The organism is Bradyrhizobium sp. SZCCHNS1050 (assembly GCF_032484785.1).
Lineage (GTDB): Bacteria > Pseudomonadota > Alphaproteobacteria > Rhizobiales > Xanthobacteraceae > Bradyrhizobium.
The window spans coordinates 1,400,771-1,419,148 of sequence record NZ_JAUETR010000001.1; the positions used below are offsets into that span (position 1 = coordinate 1,400,771).

The 18,378-nt window shown below is 65.9% G+C and carries 13 protein-coding genes and 1 pseudogene; 4 read left to right on the forward strand and 10 right to left on the reverse strand.

The genetic code is table 11. The annotated features are described in order from the left end of the window. Positions 1-115: 115 nt before the first annotated feature. The 5 genes from QX094_RS06440 to QX094_RS06460 form a co-directional block, all read right to left on the reverse strand. Positions 116-325 carry a hypothetical protein gene (locus tag QX094_RS06440; protein ID WP_316187683.1) on the reverse strand — a complete coding sequence of 70 codons (210 nt, stop codon included), beginning with the start codon at positions 323-325 and terminating at the stop codon, positions 116-118. Between the two features lie 194 nt (positions 326-519). After that, positions 520-1,536, reverse strand: coding sequence for a ParA family protein (locus tag QX094_RS06445; RefSeq protein ID WP_316187684.1), 1,017 nt, complete (start codon positions 1,534-1,536; stop codon positions 520-522). A 939-nt stretch (positions 1,537-2,475) separates the two neighbouring features. After that, positions 2,476-3,723, reverse strand: a complete 1,248-nt coding sequence (locus tag QX094_RS06450) for an amidohydrolase family protein (protein WP_316187685.1) — start codon at positions 3,721-3,723, stop codon at positions 2,476-2,478. A gap of 120 nt (positions 3,724-3,843) precedes the next feature. After that, complete coding sequence (putA, locus tag QX094_RS06455) at positions 3,844-7,497, reverse strand: trifunctional transcriptional regulator/proline dehydrogenase/L-glutamate gamma-semialdehyde dehydrogenase (RefSeq protein ID WP_316187686.1); 3,654 nt, start codon at positions 7,495-7,497, stop codon at positions 3,844-3,846. A 79-nt stretch (positions 7,498-7,576) separates the two neighbouring features. Continuing rightward, the gene (locus QX094_RS06460; RefSeq protein ID WP_315758772.1) at positions 7,577-8,383 is read right to left on the reverse strand and encodes a lytic murein transglycosylase; all 807 of its coding nucleotides are present in this window, start codon (positions 8,381-8,383) and stop codon (positions 7,577-7,579) included. Between the two features lie 272 nt (positions 8,384-8,655). Between QX094_RS06460 and QX094_RS06465 the strand changes: the two genes are divergently transcribed. From QX094_RS06465 to QX094_RS06475, 3 genes are all read left to right on the forward strand, one after another. Next, positions 8,656-9,600 carry an OmpA family protein gene (locus QX094_RS06465; protein ID WP_316186100.1) on the forward strand — a complete coding sequence of 315 codons (945 nt, stop codon included), beginning with the start codon at positions 8,656-8,658 and terminating at the stop codon, positions 9,598-9,600. Positions 9,601-9,686: 86 nt separating this feature from the next. Further along, positions 9,687-10,199, forward strand: coding sequence for a hypothetical protein (locus tag QX094_RS06470; protein ID WP_315716476.1), 513 nt, complete (start codon positions 9,687-9,689; stop codon positions 10,197-10,199). A gap of 258 nt (positions 10,200-10,457) precedes the next feature. After that, on the forward strand, positions 10,458-10,778 hold the full coding sequence (locus QX094_RS06475; RefSeq protein WP_315826733.1) for a hypothetical protein: 321 nt from the start codon (positions 10,458-10,460) through the stop codon (positions 10,776-10,778). 279 nt (positions 10,779-11,057) lie between these two features. On the opposite strand, the gene QX094_RS06480 is transcribed toward QX094_RS06475, so the two are convergent. Continuing rightward, positions 11,058-11,432 carry a thiol-disulfide oxidoreductase DCC family protein gene (locus QX094_RS06480; protein ID WP_316171546.1) on the reverse strand — a complete coding sequence of 125 codons (375 nt, stop codon included), beginning with the start codon at positions 11,430-11,432 and terminating at the stop codon, positions 11,058-11,060. Positions 11,433-11,651: 219 nt separating this feature from the next. Here QX094_RS06480 and QX094_RS06485 point away from each other — a divergent pair, with 219 nt between their 5' ends. Continuing rightward, a complete protein-coding gene (locus tag QX094_RS06485) occupies positions 11,652-11,888 on the forward strand; it encodes a hypothetical protein (RefSeq protein ID WP_315716474.1) in 237 nt (78 codons plus the stop codon). Between the two features lie 292 nt (positions 11,889-12,180). On the opposite strand, the pseudogene QX094_RS06490 reads toward QX094_RS06485, so the two are convergent. From QX094_RS06490 to dnaG, 4 genes and pseudogenes are all read right to left on the reverse strand, one after another. Continuing rightward, a pseudogene (locus tag QX094_RS06490) lies at positions 12,181-13,077 on the reverse strand (DUF817 domain-containing protein); the annotation flags it as partial. A 281-nt stretch (positions 13,078-13,358) separates the two neighbouring features. Next, complete coding sequence (locus QX094_RS06495) at positions 13,359-13,709, reverse strand: hypothetical protein (protein WP_315754583.1); 351 nt, start codon at positions 13,707-13,709, stop codon at positions 13,359-13,361. 12 nt (positions 13,710-13,721) lie between these two features. Next, positions 13,722-15,830 (reverse strand): RNA polymerase sigma factor RpoD, encoded by a 2,109-nt coding sequence (gene rpoD, locus QX094_RS06500; RefSeq protein WP_316186058.1) that lies wholly within the window; start codon positions 15,828-15,830, stop codon positions 13,722-13,724. Between the two features lie 428 nt (positions 15,831-16,258). Continuing rightward, the gene (gene dnaG, locus QX094_RS06505; protein ID WP_315754586.1) at positions 16,259-18,265 is read right to left on the reverse strand and encodes a DNA primase; all 2,007 of its coding nucleotides are present in this window, start codon (positions 18,263-18,265) and stop codon (positions 16,259-16,261) included. Between the last annotated feature and the right edge of the window lie 113 nt (positions 18,266-18,378).

Here is an 18,378-nt window from a genome sequence, read left to right on the forward strand (position 1 = left end):
CCTTTTGGCACCAATCCGACATACCGGGGCAGTGTGCCGATGTTCGTTGGTCGGGTAGACCGGAAGCGGCCCGCCGGCGATCGGAACGACGCGAACAGACCTTCCCGGACGCTAGCTATTTGAATGCGTCGATGTAGGCGGTCGCGTTGCCTGGATCTCGGACAGAGAGAAGGCAGAGCGCGTAGGTCTTCAATATCCAAGCTCGATCGGCCGTCGATGCTCCGTTGAGCTGCTTTTTCTCGGCCTTCCCGATAAGCTCGAGCAGCTTGTAAGCGACTTGCTCCTTGGTGTTGTCTTCCACGCGAACCGTTGCGGCATCAGTCATTTTGAGATCCCTTGATGTCTAGTACGCGCTCAACCTATACGTTTCGACCGCCGGCGTCGATCCGCTGAAGGTCATGAAGCAGACCCGCCACGCGAGGGTCGACGCCACTGAAGGGCTACGACGGGCGCGAGAACGATTTCGATGACCACGCTGGCGAGGAGTTTCTGTAATTGTGCGTCATCCGCGGTGGCCGCTTAAAGCTTGGAAACCAGCATGTTGATGCTTTTGAGAACATCCCTGCGATAGTCTTCTTTAACTTGGACTCGATGGCCGCCAATATCCTGTTTGCCAGCCGAGAGGCGCGAAAACGGACAGCCCTTAGCGAATGCGACGACGCCTGTGGTCTGGAAGTCTCGGATCTCGCACGTGCCGTCGCTGATCTTGCTAAAAGTGAAAAGCTCCGGGTGGATCTTCAGCAGTGCACCAATGTCTCGCTCGATTTCGGACAGCACAGCGGCGTAAGCGGAAGCAGGGCCCATATATTGCGTAATGCGATTCTTAGCGATGAGATGAACCTGGGGAAGCTTCCGTCCCGCTTTTGCCAGCTTCGTATTGAAGGCGTACGTCGTATAGATCTCGGACGGCAGCTTCAACCCGTACACGAGCGACAGCGCATTCTGAACCGCGCGACGGGAAGAGTCGTCAGCCATCACGGGCAATACGAGTCGATCCACTGATGCCAGCGCAATCTGCGTGTAGATCGAGAAGCTCGGATTGCAGTCCACGAAGATGGTGTCGTAATCGTCCTCGCATTTTGCAAGAAAATCATTCAACCAATCGACGACGGCAATCCAGGTATCGGTACCGGGAACCTGGGTGTTAGAGAGCGTGTTAATAGCATTCGATTGCAGCTCCAGTAGAGGGTCGCCGCAAACCAAAGCAATGTTGCTGGGAATCAGGGGATTAAAATCATCCGGGTCTGTGACGAAATCTTCGGGGTCGAAGACCGGCGGCGAGAACGGAGATGGCAGACGGAGCTGGAAGTAGCCGCCAAGGCTGCAACGAGGTACGAGGCCCTGGCGCTGCAGCAGCTTGTGTCCTCCCTTATTAGTAAGGCCGCCGAGAAAAAGTTCGGACAGATTGGCCTGTGGACAGGCGTCCACTACCAAAATACGTTTTTTTGGATTTTTCTCAGCGTAGCGGCAGATTGCCTGGAAAGCCAAGCTCGTCTTGCCAGTTCCGCCTTTGTTGTTCCAGAACGCGTAGCGCATCGCTGGCTCCATGGTATGTCAACGTCGGACATTATTACGTCCAAAACGGACTGTCAATCGTCTCCTATGGCCTGGTGCAGCCTGTTGCGGTTTCATGCGGTGTGCGGCCGTGTCGCCGACGAACAGATCACCGATGTCCGCTCATCGCCCTTCTCGGACCTTCCGGCCGCCGCCAAAGACGTCGGCCTGCTGGGCTTGAGCGGATATGCTTGTCGAGACTCGTGCGGGCCCGGAGCCAGGCGCGCACGACCGACAAGTCAACCTCTGATGCGATGCGCTCAAAATCTGATTTTACTCACCGCCTCAAGCACATCACCCTTGTCCAGTCCTCCCACGGAAAATATTCCACTTTCGTTTTTCAGAAAATCATGATTGACTATGCGCATCCCGTCCCGCCATGAGGGGCGCTTCGCGATCGTCACGAGACGTGGGTGCGGGATGCGGTGGGTGCATTGGATCGCAGCGCGAGCAATCGTGCGGACGAACGAGCCCGATGCGCCGGCGAAATCGTAGGGTCCTGGCCTCCCGGTGCTGAGGCCAAGCGGACGGTGACGATGATCCGTTCGTGACGGGGGCAAGACAGCCGGTCCCCGGGGAGAGGACGTATAAGCCGCCCAACCATCGCGCGGGGAATGCCGGGATGTCTCGGCTGAACCTGTGGTACCTGCCGCCTGCATTTTTTTCGCAGGCGGGCCATGGGGGCGGCCAGCTCCCGGCATTCCCTGCGCCCTCTTCGTCGATGAGGGCGAAACGACCCGCACAACTCGGACGCACGGAGCGCCGCGAGGCCGAATGCCTGCGTTCTAAGAAGCACTCATCGCAGATGTCGGCGCCCGCAGCGTCGAGGCGGTGGAGAGACGATGGACGTCCCGCATGACAGCGCGCACAAACGCCACGGCTGTCGACCATTGGCCCGGTGGACGTCCGCGCCGAATGGCCTCAGCCGTTCAGCCGGTCGATGTGCACCTTGCCGGCCTTCATCACCAGCGGAATGTGATCGCCCTGGCCGAGCAGGCACGAGACGTCGCGCAGCGGATTGCCCTCGACCACGAGCAGGTCGGCGAAGGCGCCGGGCGCGATGCGGCCGAGCTTGCCTTCCATGCCGAGCACCTCGGCGCCGATCACGGTCGCGCTGGCAATGACCTCGCGGGGCCCGAGGATCTCGGCGCGGATCCGGAATTCATCGCTCTGCAGGCGCTGGGAGGGTCCCAGGAGATCGCTGCCGAAGCCCATCTTGACGCCGGCGTCGCGGTAGATGCCGAGCGAGCGCAGGCCGGCATCGCGCACATCGGCGATCTTGGCGACGCTCTCCGGCGGCAGGCCATACTGCGCGCCTTCATTGGCGAGCGCCTCATAGGTGACGAGCGTCGGGATGACATAGACGCCCTTCTCGGCCATCAGGCGCGCGGTCGGAAGGTCGACCAGATTGCCATGCTCGATGGTGCGGACCCCGCAATGGACGGCGCGGGCGATGGCTTCCGCCGTGTAGGCATGCGCCAGGACGTAGGTCTGCCGCGCGCGAGCCTCGGCGACGATGGCGCGGATCTCGTCCTCCGAGTAGCCGAACGCGCCGACGGGATCGGTCGGCGAGGCCACGCCGCCGGACGCCATGATCTTGATCTGGTCGGCGCCCATCTGCAGCTCCTCGCGCACCGCCTTGCGCACCGCATCGACGCCATCGGCCACCCGGGCCAGCGCGCCGACGCGCACGCAGCAGGGACAAGGGGCGTTGTCGGAAAGGAAATCCGTCCGCGCCCGCATGTCGCCATGGCCGCCGGTCTGGCTGAGCGCCCGGCCGGACACGAACAGCCGCGGGCCCTCGGTGAGGCCGGTATCGACGGCCTGCTTCAGCGGATAGCCAGCGCCGCCGGCGTCACGCACCGTGGTAAATCCCCTCCGCAGCATGCCCTTGAGCAGCAGCGCCGAGCGCAGGGTCACCAGCACGTTCGGCATCTGCACTTGCTGGGCAAGATTGAGCTCGACCGCGATCGCATGGACGTGCAGGTCGATCAGCCCCGGCATCAGCGTCTTGCTTTGGAGATCGATGGTCTGGTCGACGCTGGTCTGCAGCGGCTTGTCGGACACTTCCTTGATCAGGTTGCCTTCGACCAGGACGTGCTGCCCCTCGAGCAGGTCGGGCTGCAGCGGGTCGAGCAGAGCGGCATTCTTGAACAGGATGGTCGGCATCAAGGTGTCCTCGATCGGAGCGAAGCGTGCGTCAGCGGGCGGAGCGGGCCGACGATGACGGTGTTCTCCCCTATCCTGTCCTGCGGGCTCGAGCCAGCTCGGGACGGAATACCTGTCTTCTCAGCCGATCGACATCAGGCTGGCATTGCCGCCGGCGGCCGCGGTGTTGGTGGAGAGACTGACTTCGGTGACCAGCCGGTCGAGATCGTAGCAGCCGTCGCTGGCGCGCGGCGTGACGAGCGGGACGATCGGTCCGGGGCGCGTGGCGAGGTCGCGACCGAGCGCGATCAATTCATCCGCCTCGCCGTCGGAAAGCACGGCCTGCAGATCGCGGAGAGCCCGCCAGCTGTCGACGATCCGCAGGCGGCCGCGCAGCCGGCTGGTGAGCGGTCCCAACACGGCACAAGCAGGGCTGGCGCGTTCGACGAACGCGTCGTTTCCGGTCATCAGAATGACGCCGATCTGGACCAGCAACGCCTGCTCGCTTCGCGCCAGTGCAGCGACGGCGCCGCGCGCGGTGATGCGATAGACGTTCTGTTCGCCGACGGGTCCTGGCAACTCGATCTCGAGGCCGGCCAGCACCTGGGGCCCATGCGCCTCGCACGCCAGCGCCGCCTCGGCGTGTCCGCTGGCGCGCAACCCGTCGAGGTAAGAGCGCAAGACCGCGTCAGACTGCGACGCCATGAGCCGCTGGCGCGGCGGCATCGCGAACAGCCGGCGCAGATACAGCGGACCGCCGGCCTTCGGCCCGGTCCCCGACAGGCCGGAGCCGCCGAATGGCTGCACGCCGACCACCGCACCGATCACGTTGCGGTTGACGTAGATGTTGCCGGCCGCGCTGTGGCTCGAGGCGCGGGCAATTGTCTCCGTGATCCGCGAATGGATACCGAAGGTCAGGCCATAACCGGTGAGGTTGATCGCGTCGACGAGGTCAACGAGCTGCTCGCGGCGGTAGCGCAGCACGTGGAGCACGGGGCCGAACACCTCGCGCTCGACATCGAAGATGTTGGCGATCTCGATGATGGTCGGCGCAACGAACGTGCCATGCGCCGCCTGCGGCGGCAGCGGCAGCCGCTCCACGGCATGGCCGCGCGCCTGCATCGTGGCGACATGCGCATCGAGCGTGTCGCGGGCCTCGCCGCTGATCACCGGGCCGACATCGACCGACAACGACGCGGGATTGCCGAGTTCGAGCTCGCGCAGCGCGCCGCGCAGCATCGACATGATGTGGTCGGCGACGTCCGCCTGCAGGCAGAGGATGCGCAGCGCCGAACAGCGCTGGCCAGCGGAGTCGAAGGCGGAAGCGATGACATCGCCGACAACCTGCTCGGCGAGCGCCGAGGAATCCACGATCAGCGCGTTTTGGCCGCCGGTCTCGGCGATCAGCGGCACGGGCTGTCCATGGACGGTGAGGCGCTCGGCAAGCTGTTTCTGGATCAGCCGCGCGACGTCGGTCGATCCCGTGAACATCACGCCCTGCACGCTGTGATCGCCGACCAGCGCCGCGCCGACGCGGCCGTCGCCCGGCAGCAATTGCAGGACATCCGCCGGCACGCCCGCCTCGTTGATGATGCGAACCGCTTGGGCGGCGATCAGCGGCGTCTCCTCGGCAGGTTTCGCCAGCACCGGATTGCCGGCCGCGAGTGCGGCAGCGATCTGGCCGGTGAAGATCGCGAGCGGAAAATTCCACGGGCTGATGCAGACCACGGGACCGAGCGGCCTGGGAATGTCGCCATCGGGCAGCGCTTCGATCTCGCTCGCATAATAGCGCAGGAAATCGACGGCTTCGCGCACCTCGCCGACGGCGTTCGCAAAGGTCTTGCCGGCCTCGCGGACGATCAAGCCGATGAGGACGAGGCGACGCGCCTCCATCGTCTCGGCCGCGGCGCGCAGGCATGCGGCGCGCGCGCGCGGGCTGGTCGCGGCCCAGGCCGGCGCGGCGTTCGCGGCACGCGACAGCGCCGCCTCGATCTCGGCAGGCGCTGCATCCCTGACCGCACCGACGACGTCACGGCGGTCGGCGGGATTGCGAATGCGGCGCGCGCCTTCGCTGGTCGTCGCTCCGGGCGCCGCAGCCGTCCAATCGAGGCTCGCGCTCGTGACCAGACCTTCGCCGAGACGCGCCAGCGCGCGCTGATCGGAGAGATCGAATCCGGCCGAGTTCACGCGGCCCGGGCCGAACAGCTCGGGCGGGCGCCTGATCTTGTCGTGCGGCGCGCCCGGGCGTTCCGACGCGCGAACGATGGCGACCGGGTCCGCGATCAGATCGTCGACGGAGACGGCGGGATCGGCGATGCGGTTGACGAAGGAGGTGTTGGCGCCGTTCTCCAGCAGCCGCCGCACCAGATAGGCCAGCAGCGTCTCGTGCGAACCGACCGGCGCGTAGATGCGGCACGGGCGGCCGAGCCGTGCGGGTCCGACAACTTCCTCGTAGAGCGGCTCGCCCATGCCGTGCAGGCACTGGAATTCATACTGGCCGCGCTCGTAGCTGGAGCCCGCCATCTCCACGATCGATGCCAGCGTCCCCGCATTATGCGTCGCGAACTGCGGGAACACGGCGTCGGGCGCGCCCAGCAGTTTGCGGGCGCAGGCGAGGTACGACACGTCGGTATGGTGCTTGCGCGTGAAGACCGGAAAGTCCTCCAGGCCATCGACCTGGGCGCGCTTGATCTCGCTGTCCCAATAGGCGCCCTTGACGAGGCGCACCATCAGCCGGCGCTGCGAGCGCCGCGCGAGGTCGATGAGCCAATCGACGACGAAGGCGCAGCGCTTCTGATAGGCCTGGATGACGAAGCCGATGCCGTTCCAGCCGGCGAGGTCCGGATCGAGGCAGAGCGCCTCGAGCAGATCGAGGGACAGGTCGAGACGGTCGGCTTCCTCGGCGTCGATGTTGAGGCCGATGTCGTATCGCCGCGCGAGCAGCACCAGCCGCTTCAGCCGCGGCAGCAACTCGTCCATGACGCGGCCGCGCTTGATGCGGACATAGCGCGGATGCAGCGCCGAGAGCTTGATCGAGATGCCCGGCCCGTCGTAGATGCCGGCACCGGCCGCATGCCGCCCGATCGCATGGATCGCCGCCTCGTAGGCGGCGAAGTAGCGCGCGGCGTCTTCCGCCGTCGTCGCGGCCTCCCCGAGCATGTCATAGGAGTAGCGGAAGCCCTGCGCTTCCCATGGACGGCCGTTCGACAGCGCCGCGTCGATGGTCTGACCGGCCACGAACTGTTCGCCCATCAGGCGCATGGCGAGCGTGACGCCCTTGCGGATGATCGGCTCGCCGCCGCGGGCGATCAGCCGTGTCAGCGCCGACACCAGGCTGTCCTCGCTGGCCGCGGCCGTCAGCGTGCCGGTGACGATGAGGCCCCAGGTCGCGGCGTTCACCAGCAGCGACGGGCTGTGCCCGATATGGGCGCGCCAATCGCCGGTCGCGATCTTGTCGCGGATCAGCGCATCGCGCGTCGCGGTGTCCGGAATCCGCAGCAGCGCCTCGGCCAGGCACATCAGCGCCACGCCCTCCTGGCTCGACAGTGAATATTCGTGGATCAGTCCCTCGACGCCGCCGGATTGCGCCTTGCCGCGCAGACGCAGGACCAGATCCCGCGCCAGACCGGCCGCTCGTGCCGACGATGCCTCCGGGAGCGCGGCGAGATCGAGCAGCGGCGCGATGCACTCCGGCTCGGCGCGGCGATAGGCCGAGGTGATCGCAGCGCGCAGCCCGCTCTGGCGCTGGACCTGGGTCGCGAACGCGGCGAACGGTCGTGGCGGCGACTGCGACATGACCCGTCTCCTCTGAAGCGATCCCCGTCACTCGCCATGGCTGCGCGGCGTTGGCGCACGTCGCGAGCGACGGATAGCGCTACCGCCCGATCAACTGATCGGCGTAGTAGCCGATGGTCTTGCGGTAGATCACCGCCCTGTTCCACTCGCGCATCGCCTCGAAATTGGCCGAGCCCTCGTCATAGGGCGCGCCCATCTTGAAGCCGTTGCTGTGCAGCAGGTTGGCGGTCGAGGCCAGCACGTCGGCGGTGGAGTGGCGCAGGTCGACGCGGCCGTCGCCGTCGAAATCGACGCCGTATTTGATGTAGGACGACGGCAGGAACTGGGTCTGGCCGATCTCGCCGGCGAAGGCGCCGACGAGGTCGCGCAAGGTGAGATCGCCGCGCTGCACGATCTTCAGCGCCGCCAGCAATTCGCCCTGGAACAGCTCGGTGCGCCGGCAGTCATGCGCCAAGGTCGCAAGCGTGCGGATCACCGGCAGCTTGCCCATGTCGCCCTTGCCGAAATCGGTCTCGAGTCCCCAGATCGCGACCAGGATCTGGCGCGGCACGCCATATTGCTGCTCGATGCGCGACAGCAGCGCGGCGTGCCGCTGCAGCATCGCGCGCCCGCCATTGATGCGGCCGGCGCCGACGCGGGTCGAGACGTACTGCTCGAAGCTCTTGTTGAAGGTGTAGCGCTGGCGGCGGTCGAAGGCGAGCACGGCCGGATCGAGCGTCACGCCCGACAGCGCCTGGCTGATCGTGCCGCCCGAGACGCCGGCGCTCTGCGCCTCCGCCGAGACGCCCGCGATGAAGGTATTGAAGTCGCCGCCGCAGCGCGCGGCGAAAGCGGGAGAGGCAAAGGAGAGGATCGCGACGGCAACAAGGAAGCGGACAACGGACATGAGGAGAAAGGTCCCTGCATGAGAGCATGATGACGGCAGTCCGGCGGCGGACGCCGTCACAATGCCTGATTTGGCGGTACCAGGCCAGCCGGCGGGCGATAGCCACCGAACCGCACCCCATCGTCATCTTTTTTTGAACGGTCGGCGCGCTCGTCGCCACTCATGCAGGGCGTGCCTCGTCCGACGTCGCGCCGTTTTCGCGCGCCGATCCAAGCGCGCGTTCTGAAAACCACGAGCGTTGGCACCACTTTTCGGGAGAGGTCCCCATGACGATGATGTTCCGGCTCGGCACACTGGCGCAGCTCACCTTGGTCGCGGCCCTGATGTGTCACGGCCTGGCGCCCGCGGCCGCTCAGCCGGGCGATGTGGCGGGCGCAAAGGATTACCCCGGGATCGGCCGCTTCGCCGGCAGCGTGATCACCGGCTATGTCACCAAGGATTTCGATGCGATGCGGCTGCAGGCGGCGCCGTTCAAGGCGGACAAGGCGACCGACGAGCGACGCCCGGAGGGGCGCGTCGTCAGAATCGCCTATCGCACCGCGCCGGGTCCCTCGATCCTCGAAGTGTCGCGCAATTTCGAAAACCAGCTCGCCAAGGCCGGCTTCGAGAAGCTCCTCGCCTGCGACACCGATGCCTGCGGCGGCATTCCCTTCACCGAGGCGATCGACCTGCTGCCGGTTCCGCAGATGTGGGCCGATGGCTTCGACTACCGCTATTTTGCCGGCCGCAAGGAGGCCGGCGGCCGCGAGACCTTTGCCAGCGTGCTGGTCAGCCAGAACAACCAGCAGATCTACGCCCAGCTCACCGTTGCCGAGCTCGGCGCGATGGAGAACAAGATGGTGAGCGTCGCCGAGATGGCGAAGGGCCTCGGCGACAAGGGCCACATCGCCCTCTACGGCATCTATTTCGACACCGACAAGGCGACGATGAAGCCGGAGAGCCGGCCGACGCTGGAGCAGATCGCGCAGTTGCTCGCCGGCCAGCCGCAGCTCAGCGTCTTCATCGTCGGCCATACCGACAACCAAGGCAGCTACGACTACAATCTCGATCTGTCACGGCGGCGCGCCGAGGCGGTCGCCGCCGAGCTTTCGCGCAGCTATCGCATCGCGCCAGCGCGGCTGCGCACCGCGGGCGTCGGCCTGCTCGCGCCGGTCGGCAGCAATGCCACCGATGCGGGCCGCACGCTGAACCGCCGCGTCGAACTGGTGGCGCCCTGAGGCGCTGCGCCGGCGCGGCCGCTTGATCCTCGTCAACACCGTGCCATCATGACGCCCTAAGCTCCGCGGCCGAAATGGAGATCGCCATGATCGGGATTACGCTGTCGACCGACCAGATCCGCTCGGCGCCGCCGGAGGTGCGGCGTTGGATCGAGCATCAGGTGCTGTCGGGTCTCGGGCTCGGCCCGGAGGCGCCGCTGACGCCTACCCTCCCCGCCCAGAGCGCGCATCTCGTCGCCTGCAGCGTCGAGGATGCGGCCAAGGTCCTAGCGCAGATCCAGAGCGCGCTGCCCGCGGTGAACGTATTCTTCGAGTTCGGCCGGCCGGGCATCGCGATGGGCCAGCCGCCGATCATGATGTTCCGCCTGATCGACATCCTGCATCACACGCGGCTGCAGAACATCGGCCAGGTGATGGCCTCGCTGGAGATGATCAACAAGGCGCTGGTCGAGGTGAGGCACGATCCCTCGGTGCGCTTCTGCGGCTTCGACAATGAAGGCCACTGCCTGATCGCACCGGAGACGCAACGCGCGATCGCCAGCGTCTGGCAGAGCGTGATCGCCAGGCAGCACGGGGTGGCCGAGGGCGAGGCGGCGTGAGGCCGCGGCTCCGGTTTCAATGAGGCGTCATCCGGAGCGCGCGGGGGCCCGGAATGACGGAGCGAGATGTGCCGCGGGCGCCTCGTGCGCGCGAGGTCCGCGGACAAGAGAGGGCCGCCGGGACACTCCCGCCTCCTGTCCCAAAACGGCGCGCCGCACGCGGCGCAGCCATGCCCGCCCCGAGCGGCTCCGGCCTTGAGCCGGTCGCGGACGGTGCTACGATATCGTTGTCGTTCACGATCCCTCGGGAGATCGCCGATGCAGCACAATCAACGCCAGCGCCGATTGCTCCAGATCCCTCTGTTCCGCCTGCTCGCGATCAACCTCGCGCTCGGCCTCGGCATGGCCGTGGTGCTGGTCGGCGGATTGCTGCTGCTCGATCCCTGGGGCCTGCGTCACCTGATCTTCGCCGACCACTCGCCCGTCGTCGCCATCGGTCTCTTGCTCGGCTCGTTCTTCGTCACCTTCGGCTCGACCGCGATGGGCACCGCGATCATGGCGCTCGGCCGCAGTGATGATGACGACGGCCCGCACGGCGGCACGCGGGTGCATGCGCGGGTGAAGGTGCGGAGGCGATAGAGGCGAGCTGTTACCACGCGCTCGGTGCGCTCCCCTCCCCCTTGCGGGGAGGGGTCGGGGGTGGGGGTCTCCGGGCACTGAACTCAGTGAGGCGCGCTCGACAATACGAGTCCGGAGGCGCTCAACTCGATTGGCATCATCCGTGAAGATGCTCGGCGAGATCAGTGCGTCTCAGCTCAAGCGGGCCTCGTGGACCCCCACCCCCGACCCCTCCCCGCAAGGGGGAGGAGAGTCGACCGCGCCAGCGGCCGAAGCCTTGGCTCAAGCGGCAGCTCTCGCTCACCAATGCCCCTTCCGTTTGTTCCAGGCGAACAGCACATCGGCAAACCGGTCATAGCCGAACCGCGTCAGCGGCCGCACCAGGCGGTTGCCGAACAGGGTCGCCAGCCAGCCCTCGCCCGGCGTCAGCGCCCACAGCAGGAGCGCCACGTCGGCGCCGGTGATCAACTCGCCGTCCTCGTCGGTCGCGTGCAGGCGGCGGCGGACGGCGTCGACATCGGCGCCGAATGCGGCCAGCGCGTCGGGCTGCTCGTTGATGTCCTTGAACGCGACCCGCCCCGACTTGACCAGCGCCAGCAGCTTGTTGCGCTGCCAGTCGATGCCGGCGTCACAGACCGGGCAGCGCGTGTTGTACCAGATGGTGAGTTGGGGCATCGACATGGGCTGCATTCGCGGCGGGGTGAGACGTCCACGATGAACGCACTTTCATCCGGCAAAATCGAGGTGTTTCGGGACCCCGCCGGCCGGTCCGTGATCGCTCCGGCCGCCCTGCCGATTCGGCGAAAACCATATGACGAAAAAGTCAAAATCGGGCAGCGGATAAGCATTTTCTGGCATTGACCGGACCGGTCCCGCCGCCGTAAAGCGCCATCCATGGCGAAAAAACCCGGCTCCAATCCCAAAGGCGAATTCGCCTTCTTCAACGTGACCTACGAGGACGGCTCGCAGCGCTCCAACCGGCGCGTCCCGGCCGAGCTGCTCGGCGGCCTCGACGGCGACGAGCCCGCGCGCGGCTTCATCATGGAGCAGGACCGCGAGATCGCCGAAAAGTCCGGCCGCCCGCCGCTTCAGATCAAGTCGCTCGAGCGGGTTGGGGCGAAGAAGAAGTAGGCCGGCCGAGCCGCCCTAGGATGGGCAAAGCGACCGCCGCCAGGCAGCCGCGTGTCCACGATCAACTGCGTACCACGAACGACGTCATCATGGGTTACGCGTCATGGCCGGGCTTGTTTCGGCCATCGACGTCGTTGACGTCGCAATGACGTGGATGCGCGGGCCTTCGCCGCGACGAAGCGGCTTCGGCCGCGCAGGCGGGACAAGCCCGCGCGTGACGCGGAGATATCTCGACCCACATCCGACCGTCACGCCGCCTCTCGCTCGGCTCGACGGCGGCCGACCTCACCGCCCTGCCCTGCTCCATCGCCCTCGGCCGGTTGATCAGGCTGACCAGCGTGTAGCTGATGATCAGCAGCAGAAACCACGAGCCGAGCTTGGCCGGCGACACCATGGCCCAGCCATGGGCCTGCTGCGGATAGAGCCAGACCCGGGTGAAGGTGCCGACGTTCTCCGACAGCCAGATGAACAGCGACACCAGGACCAGCCCGAGCAGCAGCGGCATCGCGCGGTGCACGCGCCAGACCTTGAAGTGGACCGTGGCCGGCGCGAACAGCAGCGCGGCCCAGCCGAACAGCACGAGCCTGACATCGAGCCCGTAATGGTCAATGAAGAAGTTGAGATAGATCGCCGCGCTCAGGCCGATCAGCCGGCGCCGTGAGGGGTGGCCGGTGAAGCGGAAGTCGAACAGCCGCCAGACGCGGCAGAGATAGCTGCCGATGCAGGAATACATGAAGCCGGAGAACAGCGGTACGCCGCCGAGCTTGATGAGGCTTGGCTCGGGATAGATCCACGAGCCGGTCGCGGTCTTGAACAGCTCCATCGCGGTGCCGACGAGGTGATAGATCAGGATGATCTTCGCCTCCTCGAATGTCTCCAGACGCGCAGCGAGCAATGCGGCTTGGACGCCGAGCATGCAGAGGAAGAGAAAATCGTAGCGCGCGAGCGGCGCGTTCGCCGGATAGAACCGCCACTTCAGCAGCATCAGCGCCACCGCGATGCCGCCGAACAGGCAGGCCCAAGCCTGCTTCACGCCGAAGCGGAGGAATTCGTAGAGGGCTGCAGTCCAGGGCTGCTGCGCCGCCCGCGCGGCGAGACGCGCCTCGGCGGCGATGAAGGGGCGCAGCGGCGCCCAGATCGCGGCGGCGCTGTCGTGCGCTGCGGCCGATGAGAACTCGTCGTCATGCATGGGATAGGCGTCCGGTGAGGCGCCAATTCCTAGCAGCCGATCGCCCAACGCCGTCTGCGCAAAGTTCGGCCTCTTGCAGCAAGGACACGGACATTTGCGGACAAGAGGTCGTGTCGGCTAACCCGGACACCTCAGCGCCGCCCCTCGTCATTGCGAGCGAAGCAATCCAGAATCGTACGCGCAGCTCTGGATTGCTTCGCTTCGCTCGCAATGACGGACAACCGGAGCATGCAACACGAACTACGCAGGCACCGCGTCCAGCGATGATTGGATGCGCATGCTCACTCCCCTTGAGACTGCAAAAAGAGCATCAGCTCTTCGTAGCCGCCCTCTACACTCTCGTCGCCGCGGAAGCGGCTGAATTCGAGATGGCCATCTTCGAACACATCGATCTCGAGCCGCTCGCCTACCAACGTCACCGACAGGCGGATCGTATCGGGGCGCGTTCGTTCAATGAAGAAGTGAAGGCCGAGTTTGTCGAGCAGGCGCATGCTCGCGAACAGAGTCGAGGACATCGGAAGCTCTTCTTTCGTGCGCTGGAACCATGAGCAGAACAAACAAAAAGACGGGCCTTTCGGCCCGCCGTTGATGTCTCGATGGATTGCCGGGTCAAGCCCGGCAATGACGACCAATCGGTGGCCGAATTAGTTATCCAAGAAGCTCCGCAGCTTCCGCGACCGGCTCGGATGCTTCAGCTTCCGCAGCGCCTTTGCCTCGATCTGACGAATGCGCTCTCTGGTCACCGAGAACTGCTGGCCGACTTCTTCCAGCGTGTGGTCGGTGTTCATGCCGATGCCGAAGCGCATGCGCAGCACACGCTCTTCGCGCGGGGTGAGCGAGGCGAGCACGCGGGTCGTCGTCTCGCGCAGGTTGGACTGGATGGCGGCGTCGATCGGCAGGATCGCGTTCTTGTCCTCGATGAAATCGCCGAGATGAGAGTCCTCCTCGTCACCCACGGGGGTTTCGAGCGAGAGCGGCTCCTTCGCGATCTTGAGGACCTTGCGCACCTTCTCCAAGGGCATGCCGAGCTTCTCGGCGAGCTCCTCGGGGGTCGGCTCGCGGCCGATCTCGTTCAGCATCTGGCGCGAGGTGCGGACGATCTTGTTGATCGTCTCGATCATGTGCACGGGGATGCGGATGGTGCGGGCCTGGTCGGCGATCGAGCGGGTGATCGCCTGCCGGATCCACCAGGTGGCGTAGGTCGAGAACTTGTAGCCGCGGCGGTACTCGAACTTGTCGACCGCCTTCATCAGGCCGATGTTGCCTTCCTGGATCAGGTCGAGGAACTGCAGGCCGCGGTTGGTGTACTTCTTGGCGATCGAGATCACCAGACGGAGGTTGGCTTCCACCATCTCCTTCTTGGCCTGACGGGCCTCGCGCTCGCCCTTCTGCACCGAGTGCACGATCTTGCGGAACTCGCCGATCTCGAGACCGGTGAGCGCGGCCATCGCCTGCACCTCCTGGCGCAGGTCCTTGATGCGGTCCTTCTCGTAGTGGACGAAGTTCTTCCAGCCCTTGGCGGAGAGCTTGGAGACGCGGTTGAGCCAGCGCGGATCGAGCTCCGAGCCCTGGTAGTTGCGCAGGAAGTCCTCGCGCGCGACGCCGTGGGAGTCGGCCAGGCGCATCAGCCGGCTCTCGAACGAGACCAGCTTCTTGTTGATGTCGTAGAGCTGCTCGACGAGGCTGTCGATGCGGGCCTGGTTGAGGCGCAGCGACTTCACCTCGACGATGATCTCGTCCTTGAGCTTCTTGTACTTGCGCTCCTGCGAGGGCGACAGCGACTCGCTCTGCAGCTGGTTGGCGATGTCCTGCTCCTGCAGGCGGCGCAGCTTCTTGTACTCGGACGCGATCTTGTCGAAGGTCTCGACCACCTTCGGCTTCAGCTCGGCCTCGATGGCGGCGAGCGACATCTGGTTCTCGAACTCGTCGTCGTCCATGTCGGCTTCGGCCGCCGCCTCGCCGGGATCCTTCTCCTCGGCGGGCGCGCCGTTCGGCACGGCGCGGAACGGGGTCGGCTGCTGCGGGGCGGCCGGCGGCGCGACCGCGGCCTGGACCTCGCCGCCCTCGGCCGCAGCGCCCTCGCCATTCACCGGCGCGGCGATCTGCGGATTCATGCCGCCCTTGGCCTCAGGGCCGGCATAGGTGGCTTCGAGATCGATGATGTCGCGAAGGAAGATCTTGCCTTCGTTGAGCTCGTCGCGCCAGATGATGATGGCCTGGAACGTCAGCGGGCTTTCGCAGAGGCCCGCGATCATCGCCTCGCGGCCGGCCTCGATGCGCTTGGCGATGGCGATTTCACCCTCGCGCGACAGCAGCTCGACGGTGCCCATCTCGCGCAGATACATGCGCACGGGATCGTCGGTGCGCTCGCCGGGCTCCGACTTCTTGACCTCGGTGACGGCCTTCTGGGTGATCTCGACGAGCTCGTTGTCGGTCTCGTCCTCGCCGTCGTCCTTCTCGTCGGACTCGTCGGCCTCCTCGGCCTCGGTCACGTTGATGCCCATGTCGGAGAGCATCGACATGATGTCTTCGATCTGTTCCGGCGAGGTAGTGTCGGAAGGCAGGACCTCGTTGAGCTGATCAAAGGTCACGAAGCCGCGCTTCTTGGCCTGCTTGATCATCTTCTTGACGGCGGCGTCCGACAGGTCGAGCAACGGCGACGGCGCATCGGCGGCGTCCTTCTCGGGAGCGTCCGCGGCCTTGTCGTCCTTTTCCTTGTCCTTCACCTGCAGCGTCTTTGCCTTCGTGGCCATTCATTGCTCCCGAAACGCGCCCGCTCCGCCCGTGGCATCGTAGCCCTTGGCATCGCGGCGCCCGCCTGCTCTACTCAAACTGTTCTCGACGCGGAAAGGGCGGCGCACTTTTAACGTCGCCACCCCCTGAAGCCCGTCGCTCGTTTCGTCCTACGCTGGTGTCGTCCCGTTTTCGGACCGGCGCGCGTTTCTTGCAAAAGCGATACCGGTTTTGCAATCGAATCCGGCGCCCGACATGCAGGCGCGGTGTCCGACAGCGAAACCAACCCATCTGCCGCAGAAAATGCCCCGGACCTCTTAAACTTCGATTAACCCTGTTTTTGCAGCCAAACCATGGATTTGGCGAGTCTTTTCGCGCGGACCTGATACCGCGCGGGCGGACCGGGCCGAAATGTGCTCAACTGGCGACAGGGCGCCGGGCGTCCCGTCTACACGTTGCGGTTGGTGCGTCCGGACAGTTCCCCGAAGCCTTCGATCAGCGCTTCGGTGCCGTCCATCTCGGCCATCCTGGCCTTCACGTCCCTCAACCAGCCCATGTTCGGCTCGCTCGGCTCCTCGCCCAGCGCCAGCTCGGCATCCTTCAATTCCCTAAGTAAGGAGTGCCATTGCCGATGCAAGGCAACCAGCTGATGCCAGGTCGCAAGAACGTCATCGCGCGCCGCGCCCGATTTGGTCGCCCACACTGCCGCCGTCGTGATCGCGCGCTCAACCCGTTGAAGAAGCTCGGAAAAGCCTGCCTTCTCCAGATCGGCCCGCATCTTCTCGGCCTGTTCGTCCGGATCCGGCGAATGGTGATGGTCGTGGGCGAAGGCGGCGATGATGGCGGCGCGGAGCTTGTGCGCCTCGGGATGGGCCAGTTCCAGCGCGGCGACCTCCTCCAGGTGGTCGTGCAGGAGCCAGGGGTGGTTGATCAGGCACTGCAGGATCAGGGCCTCCCGGCGCGAGATCGCCGAGCGCTGGCCGCGCATGATCGGGCTCATGGCGAGCTGCGGGCTGGCCGCCTGGTAGGGGCCGCGGGCCATGGCCTGGCCTGTGGATGGCGGTCCGCCGCGGCGACCGCCTCCTGTGGATAACCGCCCAGGCTGTCCGGAACCGGGACTGCGGGGAGCAAAACGCCGTCCTGATTCGGCACCGAAGCCGCGGCCAAACCCCCGGCCGCCGTCCGGGGCGAACGCCCGGTACAGCCGGTCGCCGAGATCCTGCTTGTAGTAGCGCCGTACCACCTCGTCGGCGATGCCGCCGGTGAGCTGGCCGATCCGCGCCTCCAGCGCGGCACGGCGCTCCGGGGTGTTGAAGCTGCCGCCCTCGATCTCGCGCGACCAGATCACCTCGGCGAGGGGTTTTGCGATTTTGAGCACCTCCTCGACCGCGCCGCGACCGCCGGAGCGGACGAGGTCGTCGGGATCCTGTCCCTCGGGCAAGAGCGCGAAGCGCAGGCTCTTGCCAGGCTTGAGATGCGGCAAAGCAAGGTCTGCGGCCCGATAGGCCGCCTTCTGGCCGGCGCGGTCGCCATCGAAACACAGGATCGGCTCGTCGACCATCTTCCAGATCAGCGAAAGCTGGCTCTCGGTCAGCGCGGTGCCGAGCGGCGCCACGGCGCCGGCAAAGCCGGCCGCGACCAGCGCAATGACGTCGACATAGCCCTCGACCACGATCATCGGCGCGCCGTTATGGGCGGCCTGACGGGCGCTGGCGAGATTGTAGAGGTTGTCGCCCTTGTGGAAGAGCGGCGTCTCCGGCGAGTTCAGGTATTTCGCCGGCACGTCCTTCTGCAGCGCGCGACCGCCGAAGGCGATGACGCGTCCGCGGAGATCGGTGATCGGGAACATCACGCGGTCGCGGAAGCGATCATACGGCACGGGAATGTCGTCGCCACCGACCAGCAATCCCGCCTCGACCATGTCGGCCACCGGGATGCCCTGGGCGCCGAGATATTCCTTCAAGCCGAACCGATCCGGCGGCGCGTAGCCAAGCCGGAATTGGAGCTGCGTCTGCGGCAGGATCGCGCGATCGGCAAGATAGCCGCGGGCGCGCGCGCCATGACGGGACGCCAGCGTGTCAGAAAAGAACTTCGCCGCCAGCTCCATCACGTCGTACAGCGTCTTGCGCTGCCGCTCCTGGCGCGCCGCATCGGGCGTGACCGCGGGCAGCGCCAGGCCGGCGATTCCCGCGAGCCGCTCCACGGCTTCGGGGAAGCTGCAGCCCTCGGTCTCCATCACGAAGTCGAAGATGTTGCCGTGCTTGCCGGACGAGAAGTCGTGATAAAAACCCTTCTGGTCGTTGACGTAGAAGGACGGCGTCTTCTCCTGCTGGAACGGCGACAGCCCCTTCCACTCCCGCCCGGCCTTCTTGAGCTTCACGCGCTTGCCGACGACGTCCGAGACCGGAAGCCGGGCGCGCAGCTCATCGAGAAATTCCGGCGTGAAGCGGGCCATGAGCGGGCTGGTGGTCCTGTGGTGGTGGCCTAGGCATATAGGCACCCGTGTACGAAATGTGAACTTCCTCCGGCTTGTCCGGGCTATTCACAGGCACGGCCCTCTCCTCTCGT

Coding starts and splice junctions, on each gene's coding strand:
- dnaG (WP_315754586.1), bottom strand. CDS start 18,265: ATGGCCCGCTTCACGCCGGAATTTCTCGATGAGCTGCGCGCCCGGCTT.
- QX094_RS06440 (WP_316187683.1), bottom strand. CDS start 325: ATGACTGATGCCGCAACGGTTCGCGTGGAAGACAACACCAAGGAGCAA.
- putA (WP_316187686.1), bottom strand. CDS start 7,497: ATGTCGCAGTCGCCGCCACGACCGTTCGCCGCGTTCGCGACCCAGGTC.
- rpoD (WP_316186058.1), bottom strand. CDS start 15,830: ATGGCCACGAAGGCAAAGACGCTGCAGGTGAAGGACAAGGAAAAGGAC.
- QX094_RS06460 (WP_315758772.1), bottom strand. CDS start 8,383: ATGTCCGTTGTCCGCTTCCTTGTTGCCGTCGCGATCCTCTCCTTTGCC.
- QX094_RS06480 (WP_316171546.1), bottom strand. CDS start 11,432: ATGCCCCAACTCACCATCTGGTACAACACGCGCTGCCCGGTCTGTGAC.
- QX094_RS06475 (WP_315826733.1), top strand. CDS start 10,458: ATGCAGCACAATCAACGCCAGCGCCGATTGCTCCAGATCCCTCTGTTC.
- QX094_RS06470 (WP_315716476.1), top strand. CDS start 9,687: ATGATCGGGATTACGCTGTCGACCGACCAGATCCGCTCGGCGCCGCCG.
- QX094_RS06450 (WP_316187685.1), bottom strand. CDS start 3,723: ATGCCGACCATCCTGTTCAAGAATGCCGCTCTGCTCGACCCGCTGCAG.
- QX094_RS06465 (WP_316186100.1), top strand. CDS start 8,656: ATGATGTTCCGGCTCGGCACACTGGCGCAGCTCACCTTGGTCGCGGCC.
- QX094_RS06485 (WP_315716474.1), top strand. CDS start 11,652: ATGGCGAAAAAACCCGGCTCCAATCCCAAAGGCGAATTCGCCTTCTTC.
- QX094_RS06445 (WP_316187684.1), bottom strand. CDS start 1,536: ATGCGCTACGCGTTCTGGAACAACAAAGGCGGAACTGGCAAGACGAGC.